This window comes from Ruegeria sp. G5 (assembly GCF_056533365.1).
Genome location: NZ_JBQFOK010000005.1, coordinates 240,805 through 255,185 on the forward strand (window position 1 = coordinate 240,805; position 14,381 = coordinate 255,185).

A 14,381-nucleotide genomic window follows, 5' to 3' on the forward strand; every position below is an offset into this window, starting at 1 on the left:
TTGCGTGAGCACATGGTGATGTCACGCTAAAACCTCTTCTTTATTGACTCTTTGCAGGTTCAGCCCGGCGCGTGGCTTGGTTTGGGTGGCATGCCAACTGACCGGAGGCAGGGCACGAGCACGACGGCGGGTCAGGGTCCAGCGACGGGTTTCCCCTTGATGATCCGCGGCCATGTGCCAACGGGTTTCGACCCCCTGCGCGCCGCCATCACCGGGCGTGAGCAGCAGCCCAAGTGGTGCCTGTCCCATCAAACCGCCCTGTTCGGCGGCCAGATGCATCCGACGTATTGGCGTCAGGGCAGGCGCGTCTGGCAGGTCGCCGATCACCAGCGGGATCGCCCCGCTGCGCAGTGCCTCTTCCAGGCACCATAGCAGATCCTCGACCCGGGTAGGGCGGACAAAGATGAATCGGGCCGGATCGGCAAAAGGCATCATCCCATCGGGGTTCAACTGTCCCGGCTCCCACGCGGGTGAAATCCACAAGACCGGTCCTTGCGTCTGCCCGGCCAGCCATAGGGCAAAGCTTCGTCGGGCGGAGCCGCACGCCTCGTGCACGCGACCCAATTGCAATGTGATCTGAGGATGCAGCGCCACCCCGGATGCTGCACGTGCTGGTTTGCGGCCAAGAAGATGTGTAGACATGCGTGCAAGCTAGCATGTTCTTATTTTGTTCTCAATCCCGGAGTGCAATCAACGGGACAGGATCATCCGGCCATCGGCGAACTGAATGTTGGAAAACCGATGCAGGTAATCCATCCCCAACAAGGATTGAAACAGCTCACCCTCATTCACCCAGGCCGAGACATTGCGGTCCGTGACAGGACCTACAGTCAGCGTCTCGAGCCGGACCGGAGCAGTCCGGACCTCTCCATTCGCAGTGGCGGCGCGCCCGAAATAGTTCAGTTGGTCGGGATCAATCCCCAAACGCTCGGCGTCTTGTGAGCTGAGGACAATCTGACTGGCGCCCGTATCCACCAGAAAATCAATAGTCTGACCATTCACATCAATCGGCAGGTAATAATGACCATCATAGGCGCGGGGGACTTCGATCGTTTCCCCTGTAAAGGTCAGTTGGGGCGAGGGGGCAACGGTGCTGCGGATGTCTTCCCACAGGCCAACGACGGCGATGACGCCGACAAAAATGAACACCCAGGCCATCGCCTGTTGCAGCGTTTTATTCAGCGTTTGACGGTTTTGCGAGATGAACCACGCCACAACAGCAGCGCCAAGCAACCCCAGATAGGCCAAACGTGCAATGCTGTCGCCGTCCATACTGTAATCCTAACCTGTTACCCTGAAGGGTATATGGGGATTTACGACGCGAAACCAAAGGCCTTTAGGCCATCCAGAATGAATTGGACGGATAAGGCGGCCAACAACATTCCCAAAAGCCGGGTCAGTACGTTCAAACCGGTTTTTCCTAAAATGCGGGCGATCAAACCACCCGCAAGAAAGAAGACAAACACCACCAGCATCACGGCAAGCATTACGCCGCATGCGGCAGCTATACCGGAAATGCCGGGGTTCTGCCCGGCCAACAGGATGATCGTGGCAATGGATCCGGGACCGGCAATCAACGGGATGGCCAGGGGAAAGACCGAAGGGTCTGGATGCTCTTCCTCTTCGGCGCGATCTTCGCGTCGCTTGGTGCGGCGCTCGAACAGCATGTCGAGCGCGGTCAGGAACAGCAGCGCGCCTCCGGCGACGCGAAAGGCCGGCATGGAGATGCCGACAAACCCCAGAACGGCCTCACCAAAGGCGGCAAACGCGATCAGGATACAAACGGCAGTCAGACAGCTTCGGATCGCAGTCTTGCGGCGCGTTGCAGCATCCATGTCCTGCGTAAGAGCGACAAAAATCGGAGTTGTTCCAAAAGGGTCAATCACAACGAACATCGTTGTGAATGCAGTTATGAAAAAGGCCAGATCAATCATTCCGCCGTGCCTTGCTGCAGTGCCAGCAATATTGAATGCGCCTCATCGGCCAAACGGCTGGGAATATAAACGTGATCATGGTGATAGCCCGCAACCATATTTGCAGGGATGTTACTTTGGGCAAGCGCGCTGGAAACTGCTGCCGTCAAACCTACCCCCTCTAGCGAGGAATGCACCTGCAGTGTGATGCAACGCATGGGCATCGCATCTGAAGGCGCGGCGTCCAAGGGCACAATAAGGGAAAGCCCCTCAGCCTCAACATAGCTGCCCCGCGTTCCCGAAGGCCAGGCTTGATCGCTGGGCCAGACTACGAAAGCGAATTCGCCGGGCTGAATTTCCGGGCGCATTCCTGCGATCATCGCATTGCGGTCCACAACAGGTTCGGTCATGAGGCTTCTGCCTCTTCAAGACGTTCTGCGGCTGCAACCCAAAGAGCCTCGGCCTTTTGCATTGCTTCAACCACTTCGGTGAACTTGCGGTTCCACGTTTCAAGGTCGTTTATCCGGTCGTCTTCGTACAAGGCAGGGTCCGCCAGTTTCGCCGACAGCTTGTCGTGCATGTCTGTCAGTTTTTCAATCCGATCTTCGCATTTGCGCAAATCGGCGCGTAGGGCCAGCATAGTATCGCGCGACGGGCGTTTTGCCTTAGTGGGCTGTAGCTTTTGTTTAACCGGCTTGTCTCGCGCAAGCAGCAGCGCGCGGTAAGCTTCCAGATCGTCGTCGAACGGTTTGGCGGTGCCGTCAGAGACAAGCCAAAGCCGATCCGCCACCAGCGACAGCAGGTGCATGTCGTGGCTGACCAGAACCACTGCGCCGGAATAGGCAGTCAGCGCCTCGACCAGCGCCTCGCGACTTTCGATGTCGAGGTGGTTGGTAGGTTCGTCCAGGATCAGCATATGTGGCGCGTCAATGGTGGCCAGCAGCAGCGACAGGCGGGCTTTCTGACCGCCCGACAGGCGACGGACTTCTGTCTCAGCCTGATCTGCATTCAGGCCAAACCCGGCCAGACGCGATCGCCATTTGCCGGGCCCCTCATCAGGGCGCAGGCGGCGCAGGTGATCCAAGGGGGTCTCGTCCACATAAAGCTCGTCGACCTGATGCTGCGCGAAATAGCCGATGCGCAGTTTGGAACTGCGGGTCATCTTGCCCGCCATCAGGGGCAGGCGGTCGGACAGCAGTTTGGAGAGCGTAGACTTGCCCTGACCGTTCTTGCCCAGCAGCGCGATGCGGTCGTCCTGATCAATGCGCAAGTTGAGGCGGCGAAGCACTTCGGTGTCGCCATAGCCGGTGACGCCGCCTTCCAGATGAATGATCGGGGGCGATAGTTCTTCGGGCTCGGGGAAAGAGAACGCGCGCAGGGCTGCCTCTTGCGGGGTTGAGACAAGCTGAATGCGCTCGATCATCTTCAGGCGGGACTGGGCTTGCACGGCCTTGGTGGCCTTGGCACGAAACCGGTCCACGAAACTTTGCAGATGGGCGATGCGGGCCTTGGCCTTGGCGTTTTCCGATTCCGCTTGCGCAATACGTTCGGCGCGGCGTTCGGCGAATTTGTCATAGGGGACCGCGTAATAGGTCAATTTGCGGTCTTCCAGATGCAGGATCGACCCCACAGCGCGGTTCAGCAGCCCCCGGTCGTGGCTGATGATGATCACGGTATGAGGATACTTAGCGAGGTAGCTTTCCAGCCATAGCGCACCTTCAAGATCCAGATAGTTGGTCGGTTCGTCCAGCAGCAGCAGGTCTGGCTGCGCAAACAGAACCGCAGCCAGCGCCACGCGCATTCGCCAACCACCTGAGAAATCCGAGCACGGCTTGAGTTGGTCCTCATCGTCAAACCCCAGACCTTTGAGGATTGACGCCGCCCGAGCTTCGGCCGACCACGCGTCGATATCAGCCAGTCGCGTCTGTATTTCGGCGATCCTTGTCGGATCTGTCGCGCTGTCAGCCTCAGCCATCAAGGCGTTGCGCTCGGTGTCGGCGGCCAGAACCGTGTTGATCAAAGAGACATCGGACGAGGGCACCTCTTGCGCCACGCCGCCGATCCGCGCGCGTTTGGGAATGTTGATACTTCCCGATTCCAACGACAGTTCGCCCCGGATCAGGCGAAATAGCGTGGTCTTGCCGGTGCCATTGCGGCCAACCAGACCAACCTTGTGCCCATCGGGGATGGTCGCACTGGCCCCGTCGAATAAAGGGCGGCCTTCGACGGCATAGGTGATGTCTTCGATCCGTAGCATGGGCCGCTCTTAGCAGAGCGATCTTGCCGCCGCCAGCGGGTTGACATGTTCATCCAACGATCAATGTGATAGCGCTGATATGTTTGGCTGCATTGGAACATTTGATGAGACCGGCACAATCTCCTCCATCCTTGATCACGCTGGTCCTTCTGACCGCGTTGTCGGTGCTGTCGCTGAACATGTTTCTGCCCTCGTTGCCAAGTATCGGCGAAGCGCTTGGGGCGGATTACGGCCTCGTCAACCTGTCTGTAGCGGGTTACTTGGCCCTGTCGGCGGTCTTGCAATTGATTATGGGGCCATTGTCTGACCGATTTGGGCGCAGACCTGTTCTGCTTTTCTGCATGACTGTGTTTGTTGTGGCTTCGATCGGCTGCGCACTGGCCGAGTCGATTTGGGTCTTCCTCGGGTTTCGAATGCTGCAGGGCGCGGTTGTCGCGGGGCAGGTGCTCGCACGCGCCGCGATCCGCGACATGCATCCGCCGAACGAGGCGGCCAGCAAGCTAGGGTATGTGTCGATGGCTATGGCGCTGGCTCCGATGTTGGGGCCGATGCTGGGTGGCCTGCTCGAGATGCTGTTCGGTTGGCGCGCAGGCTTTGTGCTGTATTTTCTGCTGGGGGTTGGCTTGCTGATGCTGGTCTGGGCTGATCTGGGAGAGACGAATACCAACACGACAGCCACTTTTACCGCGCAAATGAAGCTCTACCCACAACTGTTCAACTCGCGCCGGTTCTGGGGCTATTCTTTCTGCGCCGCGTTTTCGATCGGCGGGTTTTATGCGTTTATCACCGGCGCGCCGCTTGTGGCTGCGACATGGTTCGATCTGAACCCTGCGCTGCTGGGTTTAGGGATCGGTATTATCACGCTGGGTTTCATGGCGGGCAGCTTTCTGACCGGACGGCTGGCTGCACGCGTTCGACTGAACAATATGATCCTGACCGGGCGGATCATTGCCTCGGTCGGGCCTTTGATGGGGTTCGTGGTCTTTGCTGCCGAAGGCGGCAGCGTCTGGACCTTTTTCGGCTCGGCCATTCTGGTGGGTTTTGGCAACGGGTTGACCGTCGCCAACGCCACTGCAGGTCTGATGTCGGTCCGTCCGCAATTGGCAGGTAGCGCGGCTGGTTTGTCGGGGGCGATGACCGTCGCATTGGGCGCGTTGCTGACCTTTGCCACAGGTGGATTGGTCACCGCAGAGAACGCGCCGTTTATCGTGTTGGGTATGATGTTCGCTAGCAGTTTCGCGGGGCTTTTATCCATCCTTTATGTGCGTCGGGTCGATCAGTTGGACCCATTGCCGGACACGATCTGAGCGACGAGCCACATAACACTTTTCTTAGGTCACGTACCGTGCTAGGCGGCGCGCGATGGATTTCGGCGCACACCCCGCGCCACATTGTAAGGAGAGGCCGATATGGCACTGGAACGCACATTCTCGATCATCAAACCCGATGCAACCCGCCGCAACCTGACTGGCAAAATCAACGCCAAGTTCGAAGAAGCCGGCCTGCGCATCGTTGCGCAAAAGCGCATCCACATGACCAAAGAGCAAGCTGGCAAGTTCTACGAAGTGCACGCCGAGCGTCCGTTCTATGACGAACTGTGCGAATTCATGTCGTCGGCTCCGGTCGTTGTGCAGGTTCTGGAAGGCGAAGGTGCCATTGCCAAGAACCGCGAAGTCATGGGCGCAACCAACCCCGCGGACGCAGCCGCTGGCACCATCCGTGCCGAGTTCGCTGAATCGGTTGGCGAAAACTCGGTTCACGGTTCCGACGCTCCGGAAACCGCGGCAGTTGAGATCGCCTATTTCTTCTCGGGCATCGAACTGGTCGGCTAATCCGTTACCAGCTTAGTCTTCAGGCCGCTCCCGGTTTCCGGGTGCGGCTTTTTTTATTCTGGTTTGATATCGCCAGCATTCACTCGGACCCCGATTGCATCCAGATCCGCGATCATCTTTGCCTCGGGTGCGGTACGCACATTGGCTTTGATTGCATCGAACCGCTTGCGCAGTTCTTTCTTCTCTTGGCCTTTGCAGTCGTTCCATGGCCGACCCTGCAAGCCCATAACCAGAACATAATACCCTATGAAATGTGGGCGTGATCCGTTTTGCAGCAGCAGGCTATACGCCGCGTCTGCACCGATTTCGCGCAACTGCTGGGCTGAATGGATACCGGCCCGTGCGCAAGCCTGCTCAAACGCCGGGCCAAGGTTGCGGATCGATGAGACTGGATCGGACATGCTTTTGTCTTAGCGGCGTTCTTGGACCCTGTCATCTGCCGATCTCAGGTAGCCGTTGTTCTTTGGTTGATTATAGTTCCGTTTCGCGTTTTCATATGATCAAGCAAGTGCTTATGTCGCAGGCCAAGAGCGTAGAAAACACCAAAACTCGACTAAATACACAGCTTTGGCGTCGAAGGGCGGCGGCTTTCTAGGGTAACTTCTGTTGGAAAGGACGAACGCAATGACGGAGGGAGAAACGACGTTTGTCCTGCCGGGTTCGTTTGATCCAAAAACGCTTTCAGCCTCATTGCCCGGCTTCGAAGTAAGTGTTGGGGACTCCAGCCGTCCGACCGCCTTCCAAATGCTGGATTGTTACGACCAGTCTATCCGGGCAAATGGGCGGGTTTTGATCCAGGGCGCTGGCGAACTGAATTTGATCCTGGAGAACGGGCAGATCCTTTCGCAAGCCGGGAGCGGGCAGTGTGACTTTGTTCAGGATCTGTCCGACGGGCCCGTTCGAAAGGCGCTGGTCGGATTTCTCAAGTTGCGCGCTTTGACGACAATCGGGCAAGGGGAACGGTCGACGACCACTTTTGCTGTTTTGGATGACGTCCAAAAAACCCAAATGCGCGGAGAACTCACAACCCTGACATCAGTAAATGGCCAAGCCAGTGTTGTCTCAGTCCGACCAATGCGTGGCTACGAAGGGACCTATCAGGCCGTTTGTAAGTTGATCGACGCAATGCCCGTTCTTGCAAACGGGATGGAGCCGTTTGTTGCAGCGCTTTTTCCCAACGCAGTGCCGTATCAGGCCAAACCAGAAATAAAATTGGGCAGGGATGAGCCGTCTATCGAAGTGGCTACCGACATCATTCAGACGTTCCTATCGGTCGCACGCCAGAACGAAGCGGGTATCACCGCGGATATCGATACGGAATTCCTCCATGACTACCGCGTTTCTTTGCGGCGCATTCGATCGGTTTTAAGCCTCTTCAAAGGAGTTTTGTCTCCCGCTCAAACGGCCGAACTAAAACAGACTTTCGCGGCCCTTATGTCGCCAACGGGTCGTGTGCGGGACTTGGATGTCTACCTGCTGGAAAAAGAAACCTATTTCGAGTTGATCCCAACCAGTTTGCATGCGGGCGCCGAAGATATGTTTACCGAGTTCCAAGCGGAAAGAACGAAGGCACTGGAAGACCTTAGAAAATGGCTGCAATCATCTGCCTATGAAAAAGAAATCTGTAAATTAACGTCTCTGTTCGCGACGTCGAAAAACCTCGATCCAGGCCCGAATGCTGAACGCAGCGCATTTGACTATGCCTGCGAACTGATTTGGAAACGCTATAGCAAGGTTTGTAAGCTGGCTCGCCGCATAACCCCACAGACACCCGATGCATTGGTGCATGACTTACGCATCGACTGTAAGAAGCTGAGATATCTTATGGAGTTTTTTGGCCCCCTGTATGACAGGAAAGCATTCAAAACGATCATCAAGCCTTTGAAAAGGCTGCAGGATAATCTGGGTCAATTCAATGATTGTTCGGTTCAAAAAGAAAGCTTACTTGCTTTTGTCGAGCAGAAAACGAACAAGCAGAACCGAGCGAACGCCCAATTGGCAATGTCGATTGGTGGGTTGATCGCAGTATTGGATGAACGACAAAAGGCTGAACGGGATCAGGTGATCAACAACTTCCGCCATTTTGACAGCCCGAAAATCCGGGCGCTGTTCCAAAATCTGTTTCACCGAATGGAGGGCTAAAGATTGAAAATCATTGCCTGTTACAGCAACAAGGGCGGCGTCGGAAAAACCGCGACGTCGGTTAATCTGGCTTATGCATACGCTGCGGCCGGTAAAACGGTACTTTTGTGCGATCTTGACCCGCAGGGTGCATCTGGATTCTACCTCCGTGTAAAGCCGTCCAAGAAATTGACCGAGGCTCGATTTTTTGAGGATGTCGAACGGTTTATCAAGTCCATCCGTGCAAGCTATTTCGATCGGCTGGATGTCCTGCCTGCCAACCTGACGTTCCGCGACTTTGATGTTTTCCTGTCCCGGATGCGGAACAAGAGGTCGCGGTTGAAAAAGGCTCTTGCCGCCGCCGGAAGTGATTATGACGTTATCATTCTGGACTGTCCGCCGAATTTCTCGACCCTGTCCGAAAACATCTTCAAAGCGGCGGATGTGATCGTTGTTCCGGTGATACCAACAACCCTGTCCGAACGTACATTCGGCCAACTGTTTGATTTCTTCGAGCAAAAGAACCTGCCCAAAAAGAAGCTGAAGGCCTTCTTTTCCATGCTACAGCGCCGCAAAAGCCTGCATCTTGAGACGATGGAGAGCATGCGAGCAACGTACCCCAAACGGTTTATGCAAACTGCAATCCCATTTGCCGCTGATATCGAACGGATGGGACAGAACCGCGCGCCTGTAAAGGTTTTCGCGCAGCGTAGCGCATCGGCAGCGGCCTATGCGGAGCTATTTGAAGAGCTAGAGAATGGAGTGACTTCAAAGGGATGAGCGCTGAAATTGAACGAAAATTCCTTGTCGCCCAAATGCCGGTTTTAACCGGAACAAGTAAGGCCGTTGTTCGCCAAGGCTACTTGACCGCTCCGGAAGATTCGACCGAACTGCGGCTTCGACAAAAGAATGACCGCTATTACCTGACGCTAAAAGGTGGTGGTGGAATGGTAAGGGTCGAACGCGAAGCTGAGATATCAGTCGAACAGTTCGAGACATTCTGGGCAGAGACCGAAGGTCGCCGCGTCGAAAAAGAACGGTATTCCGGGCAGTTATCAGATGGTCATGTATTTGAGCTGGATGTGTTTCAGGGCACGCTGGCACCATTGTGCTTAGTAGAGGTCGAGTTTCAGACCGAAGTCGAAGCGCGCGATTATGCGCCGCCGGAATGGTTCGGCAAAGATGTGACAGACGACCCACGCTATAAGAACAAGGCAATGGCCGTTAATGGCGTGCCAGACTGATCGTCGCCTCTAGGCCCGGGTCGCAGTTGCGGGCGGTAAACGCGCCTGCGTGCATGCGGGAAATCGCTGCGACCAAAGCCAACCCAAGCCCTGCATTGCGCTCGGTCCGGGCAGGATCCAGCGTTACAAATGGCACTTGCAGTTGGGAAAGCTCACTCGCCGGCACACCAGGTCCACGATCCCGAACGCTAAGTTGCGCTGTAGATTCGTCCTCACCTATAGTGATGGTTATGGCCGTGTTTTCAGGCGCATAGCGCATGGCGTTCTCTAAGAGGTTTGACAAGGCTTGGGACAGCAACGGACGGTGACCCTGTATCGGAGCAGCCGTTCCCCGCACCTCAAGCGCGATACCCTGATCTGCTGCGACGGGTTCGTACAGCTCGGCGACATCCGCAACGAGTTGTTGAAGATCAACGGTTTCAAACTGCTCGCGCCCAACGCCTGCCTCTGCGCGCGAGATCTCGGTCAACTGACTCAGGACCCGTAGAACGTGGTCGATTTCGACAGATGCCCTTGCCACGTCGATCTCACGCTCTTGCTCGGTTTTGTTGGGGTCGGATAGTGCTTCGACCCTTTGTTTGAGGCGGGCGAGCGGAGATCGAAGATCATGCGCGATGGAATTCGAGGTCGTGCGCAGGTTGCTGATCAACTCTTCAATGCGGTCCAGCATGGTGTTGAGCGTCCCGGCGACCTGGTCGAACTCATCACCGGTCCCGCGCATCGGCATACGGCGGGATAAATCGCCGGACACGATGTTTTCGGCTGTGCTGGCAATGTCTGACAGGCGGGAAAAAACCAACCGGGTAAAAAGCCACCCGGTCAGAACGCTGAGCGCCAGGGCAATGGCCAGAGCGATCCCAACTGATCGGAGCAGCGCGCGGTCAAATTGCTGGCGGGCAAGGGCGTCTCGACCCACCAACAGCCGCTCTCCACCCGGTAGTCGAATAGACGCCGCGGAAATCGGAACCAAGGCGTTGTTGTCGGCACGGTGCAGTTCAAGGTCAACCCAGCCGCTGCCCGCGGCAATACCTGCAGGCCATTGCTTTAAGTTGCCTGCCAAAGTTGCGCCAAAACGGTCGGTTAGAAGGTAAAGCGCATCCCGTTCTGACGCGCTTGGAAGGCGTCGTTCTATTGCGGTCATCAACCCTATCAGACCGCGCCTTTCGTATTCATCCGCAAGCCCGGTTAGTTCGGCAGAGACGACCGATCGTGTTTCCCCCTCAATGCTTCGGTTCGCGGTAAAATACACCAAGGCCAGAACAGTGGCCGTTAGCAAAGTGCTAAGTGCCATACTGGCCAGTACAAGGCGCGTACGCGAATTATTGAACGAAAGCCGAATGTTATCCATCGGATATCATGTATCCGGCACCTCGTACGGTTTCAATAAGCGGGGATCGTCCGCCTTCATCCAACTGGCGGCGCAGTTTGGAGATATGGACGTCCACCACATTGGTGTTGGGGTCAAAGTGGTAATCCCACACACCCTCCAGCAGCATTGTTCTGGACACCACGCGGTTCTTGCGGCGCAGGAAGTATTCAAGGATCTGGAACTCGCGTGGGGTCAGCGTGATTTCATGACCCTCACGCGTGACCTTACGGGTCAGCAAGTCCATCTCAAGGTCGCGACAGGTCAGGGTCGAGGTTTCCTCGGCCTCCTGAGGGCGGCGCAACAGTGCTTCAATTCTGGCATGTAGCTCTTGGAAAGAAAAAGGCTTTACCAAATAGTCATCTGCACCGGAATGTAATCCCTTAACACGCTCGTCTACTGCGCTCATGGCGGTGAGCATCAGAACCGGCGTGTTCAAGCCCGCTGCACGTAAGGATCGGATCAGCGACAAACCATCCAGTCCGGGCAGCATCCTATCCAGAACGATCGCGTCAAACCCGCCATCTGTTGCATGGTACAGACCCTCACGCCCATCAGCGGCCTGTTCGACAACATAGCCTTCTTCGCCAAAGCCTTTGGCAATGAACTCGCGGGTGTCTTCATCATCTTCGACGATCAGCAGGCGACGGCTCATGTTCCGAACTCCTTTGATATAGTATTTAAACACAAATTTTGGGGCAAGACACTGGGGTTAGGAGAAAACGTGCCGGGTGCGTCGTTGCGCACCCGGCAGTCCCGGCGGAACGCGGACAATTCAATCCGCCGGGGAGGCGCACGCCAGATATTCCCCATCACGTGGCGCGCGCGGGTGTGAAATCAGGCGATGTCAACGGCCACGAAAATCTGGCTGCCGCCGCGGTTGATCAAAACCAGTGCGGGCCCTGTTTTTTCGTTGTCGAGCGCGGTCTTCAGCGCGTCGGGCGTCGTGGTTTCCTGACTGCCCAGTTTGACGATGACATCACCGGGCTGGAGGCCAGCTCGGGCTGCCGGGCTATCGGGCTGAAGCTCAGTAACAACCACGCCTTCGACAGTTTCAGCCACACCCATCTGACTACGCGTCGTGTCGTTCAGCGGAGCAACTGTCACACCCAGTGCGGTGCCTTCGATCGTATCGTCGACAGACTTATCGATCTCAGCCTCTGCGCTTTGGTGCTGGCCAATGGTCAACTGCAACTGCTGCTCGGATCCGTCGCGCAGTACGGTCAGTGTGCTTTCGGTGCCAACCTTGGTCGTACCCACCAACAGCGGCAGATCGCTGCTAGAGTCGACCTCTTCGTCGTTGAAGGTCAGAATGATGTCGCCTTGTTTCAGGATGCCTTCGGCTGGGCTGCCGGTCACAACATCAGACACGAGCGCACCGGACGATGCATCAATACCCATGGCCGCTGCGATTTCAGGGCTCACGTTTTGAATAGAGACACCCAACCATCCGCGGCTGACCTGACCATCGTCTCGGAGATCGGCCGCGATGTGTTCGACAATGTTTGACGTCACTGCAAAACCCAGACCAACTGAACCGCCGCTGGGCGAGTAGATGGCCGAATTTACGCCGACAACTTCTCCGTCCATGTTGAACAACGGCCCGCCTGAGTTGCCCTTGTTGATCGCAGCGTCTGTCTGGATGAACTCAGCATAGGGCCCTTGCGAAATGTTACGACCTTTGGCCGACACAATCCCGGTGGTCACGGTCGAGCTGAGGCCAAACGGGTTACCGATAGCCACAACATCTTCGCCAACACGAATTACGTCGCTGTCGCCCAATTCGACGGCTTGCAGGGTTTCGCCTGCGTCAATCTTCAGAACCGCGATGTCGGTCAGGGGGTCAGTGCCGACAATCTCAGCTTCGAAAGTACGGTCATCATTCAGTCGCACGGTTACGGTCGAGGCATTGTCGACGACGTGGTGGTTGGTCACGATATACCCGGCCTCATCCAGAACGAAACCTGACCCCAAACCCTGAGCGGGTCCGCGCTGGGGGGCGTCAAAACCTTCGGGCGTGCCAAAGCGTTTGAAGAATTCGCCAAAAGGGTGACCTTCAAAATCAAAACCTTGTCCCTGCGCGGGCGTCGGGCGCGCCTCTTGTTCCGCTAGAATGGTCACAACCGACGGCGAAACGCTCTCGACCAAGTCCGCCAGTGCTTCGTCCGCTTTCGCGGGCAGGGCAGTGGTTGCCAGCAAGGCGGCCCCCAAAGCACTGACACCTACCCAGTTGGACGTGCGTGGGACGAGAAGAGAGGATTTACGGATGCTCATTTTTGTCTCCTGTTTGACTCACGCGGTTACTGCCGCGCGTTAATGCAGGAGATGCGGTACAAGTCTGATCTTTTCCTGAGATAAAGATTAAGAAATCTTAATTTTGCCACAAATGGCGTGTTTGATTCAAAATAACTGTGTGGCGAGTCGGGCGTTGAGCTGCGAATCGAATGATACGAATCGTGCAATTGTTTCCCGTTACCCAGCCAAACCCGGAAAAGCGGCGAATTGATTCAGTTTTGAAAACAAATCGCATACTGCTTCGATGACTGCTTTGACGCTCAGCTTTGGGTTGTAGTCTCAAATTGGGTTAATGACCATGACCAGTGATCTACTATAAATCTTACCGACCATTGGTTCATTTGATGTGCGCATAATGGCCATTTTCCAATCAAATTGAGCCAAGAAAAATCGCCTTAAGGTAGAGTGATTGGTGCCCAGTTGTTGCGTAAATACCATTCAGAATCACTTAAAATTAACCGAAGGTTCTAGTTTTGCGTTGTTTGCCCGGACTGGATCGGTGACGATGATCACGCCCAAGCGAGGGGTAGCCAGCGGCACTAGGGGGTGCCAATGGCTTGTCACAGTCACCAGAAACGCTGAGCGGCATGTTAACGAGGGGGTCTTGTTTAGGTTCGGCAGCGGAATAGCCATGGTGCCAATCGGCATTAGTGGCAGCGTTTTTGGGACAGTGAAACGTGGTAGTCCTGCATTGGGCACCGGCCCGGTCTGAAAAGACCGGGCCGTGTTTATTTAGGTCACCCGGTTTTTGCGCCACTCGGCCCATTCCTCGGGCGTATCGAGATCAAGCAGAGCATTGTGATTGGGTAGGGCGCACAAGTGAACTTTTTGTCGGTTTGCACGAACAACCGACTGGGCGCCTTCGTCCCCACGCAGAGCTTTCAGTTCGGGAAAAAGCTCAGCATCGAAAATTACGGGATGTCCTGGCTTTCCTGCCGCAGTTGCGCCCCGCCATATCAAGTTGTCAGGGTAATCGGATACCGATTGAAGGACACATACCAGGTCTTCTTTGGTGAGTTCGGGCAGATCGGCTAGCAAAACCATTGCGCCGGATTTGCCTGCTGGCAGGCCAGCCAAAGCGCCGCGCAAGCTCGCGTTCATCCCCTCGGCGGCGTCTGGTATTTCGATCTTTTGCATGTCCAGCCCATCAAGCGCCTGATATCTGTCATGCGGCTTGGGTGGAAGCGCCACGTAGACGTCGCCAACCTGCAAGGCGATCAGGGCCATTCGACGTAGCAAAGATTCTCCGTCGACGTCCTGCAGCAGCTTATCGGCGCCGCCCATGCGCCGGGATTGCCCGGCGGCTAACAGTATGATCGGTATGTCTTTCATGGCGCTAGCATGCCCTCGGTT

Annotated in this window: 15 protein-coding genes; 5 read left to right on the forward strand and 10 right to left on the reverse strand. The window is 56.1% G+C overall.

The features are described from left to right. Window positions 1–21: 21 nt before the first annotated feature. The 5 genes from ACR0BD_RS11380 to ACR0BD_RS11400 are packed head-to-tail and all read right to left on the reverse strand — an operon-like array spanning window position 22 to window position 4,170. Complete coding sequence (locus ACR0BD_RS11380) at window positions 22–642, reverse strand: ImuA family protein (RefSeq protein ID WP_480830511.1); 621 nt, start codon at window positions 640–642, stop codon at window positions 22–24. Between the two features lie 48 nt (window positions 643–690). Next, window positions 691–1,272 carry a retropepsin-like aspartic protease family protein gene (locus ACR0BD_RS11385; protein ID WP_480830513.1) on the reverse strand — a complete coding sequence of 194 codons (582 nt, stop codon included), beginning with the start codon at window positions 1,270–1,272 and terminating at the stop codon, window positions 691–693. A gap of 41 nt (window positions 1,273–1,313) precedes the next feature. After that, the gene (locus ACR0BD_RS11390; RefSeq protein WP_480697492.1) at window positions 1,314–1,934 is read right to left on the reverse strand and encodes a MarC family protein; all 621 of its coding nucleotides are present in this window, start codon (window positions 1,932–1,934) and stop codon (window positions 1,314–1,316) included. Beyond that, window positions 1,931–2,323: an ACT domain-containing protein gene (locus ACR0BD_RS11395; RefSeq protein ID WP_480830515.1), complete on the reverse strand. Its 393-nt coding sequence runs from the start codon at window positions 2,321–2,323 to the stop codon at window positions 1,931–1,933. Before ACR0BD_RS11395 ends, ACR0BD_RS11390 begins: the two co-directional genes overlap by 4 nt. Beyond that, window positions 2,320–4,170 carry an ABC-F family ATP-binding cassette domain-containing protein gene (locus ACR0BD_RS11400; protein ID WP_480830517.1) on the reverse strand — a complete coding sequence of 617 codons (1,851 nt, stop codon included), beginning with the start codon at window positions 4,168–4,170 and terminating at the stop codon, window positions 2,320–2,322. Before ACR0BD_RS11400 ends, ACR0BD_RS11395 begins: the two co-directional genes overlap by 4 nt. Before the next feature lie 104 nt (window positions 4,171–4,274). Between ACR0BD_RS11400 and ACR0BD_RS11405 the strand changes: the two genes are divergently transcribed. Next, window positions 4,275–5,477 carry a multidrug effflux MFS transporter gene (locus ACR0BD_RS11405; protein WP_480830519.1) on the forward strand — a complete coding sequence of 401 codons (1,203 nt, stop codon included), beginning with the start codon at window positions 4,275–4,277 and terminating at the stop codon, window positions 5,475–5,477. Between the two features lie 102 nt (window positions 5,478–5,579). Continuing rightward, window positions 5,580–6,002 (forward strand): nucleoside-diphosphate kinase, encoded by a 423-nt coding sequence (gene ndk / locus ACR0BD_RS11410; RefSeq protein WP_155143779.1) that lies wholly within the window; start codon window positions 5,580–5,582, stop codon window positions 6,000–6,002. A gap of 53 nt (window positions 6,003–6,055) precedes the next feature. Here ndk and ACR0BD_RS11415 read toward each other — a convergent pair whose 3' ends face one another. Then, complete coding sequence (locus ACR0BD_RS11415) at window positions 6,056–6,403, reverse strand: TfoX/Sxy family protein (RefSeq protein WP_480830521.1); 348 nt, start codon at window positions 6,401–6,403, stop codon at window positions 6,056–6,058. 223 nt (window positions 6,404–6,626) lie between these two features. On the opposite strand from ACR0BD_RS11415, the gene ACR0BD_RS11420 reads away from it, so the two are divergent. The 3 genes from ACR0BD_RS11420 to ACR0BD_RS11430 are packed head-to-tail and all read left to right on the forward strand — an operon-like array spanning window position 6,627 to window position 9,367. Further along, window positions 6,627–8,144 carry a CHAD domain-containing protein gene (locus ACR0BD_RS11420; RefSeq protein WP_480830523.1) on the forward strand — a complete coding sequence of 506 codons (1,518 nt, stop codon included), beginning with the start codon at window positions 6,627–6,629 and terminating at the stop codon, window positions 8,142–8,144. A gap of 3 nt (window positions 8,145–8,147) precedes the next feature. Then, window positions 8,148–8,903 carry a ParA family protein gene (locus tag ACR0BD_RS11425; protein WP_480830524.1) on the forward strand — a complete coding sequence of 252 codons (756 nt, stop codon included), beginning with the start codon at window positions 8,148–8,150 and terminating at the stop codon, window positions 8,901–8,903. After that, window positions 8,900–9,367: a CYTH domain-containing protein gene (locus ACR0BD_RS11430; RefSeq protein ID WP_480830526.1), complete on the forward strand. Its 468-nt coding sequence runs from the start codon at window positions 8,900–8,902 to the stop codon at window positions 9,365–9,367. Before ACR0BD_RS11425 ends, ACR0BD_RS11430 begins: the two co-directional genes overlap by 4 nt. Here ACR0BD_RS11430 and ACR0BD_RS11435 read toward each other — a convergent pair. The 4 genes from ACR0BD_RS11435 to ACR0BD_RS11450 form a co-directional block, all read right to left on the reverse strand. Further along, complete coding sequence (locus ACR0BD_RS11435; RefSeq protein ID WP_480830529.1) at window positions 9,348–10,715, reverse strand: sensor histidine kinase; 1,368 nt, start codon at window positions 10,713–10,715, stop codon at window positions 9,348–9,350. The two genes, ACR0BD_RS11430 and ACR0BD_RS11435, sit on opposite strands and share 20 nt — an antisense overlap. After that, entirely contained in the window at window positions 10,708–11,388 is a 681-nt protein-coding gene (locus ACR0BD_RS11440) for a response regulator transcription factor (protein ID WP_480697475.1), read from the reverse strand. The genes ACR0BD_RS11435 and ACR0BD_RS11440 overlap by 8 nt, the downstream gene beginning before the upstream one ends. Window positions 11,389–11,570: 182 nt before the next feature. After that, the gene (locus tag ACR0BD_RS11445) at window positions 11,571–13,007 is read right to left on the reverse strand and encodes a DegQ family serine endoprotease (protein ID WP_480830531.1); all 1,437 of its coding nucleotides are present in this window, start codon (window positions 13,005–13,007) and stop codon (window positions 11,571–11,573) included. 753 nt (window positions 13,008–13,760) lie between these two features. Next, a complete protein-coding gene (locus ACR0BD_RS11450) occupies window positions 13,761–14,360 on the reverse strand; it encodes a nucleotidyltransferase family protein (RefSeq protein WP_480830533.1) in 600 nt (199 codons plus the stop codon). Window positions 14,361–14,381: the final 21 nt, after the last annotated feature.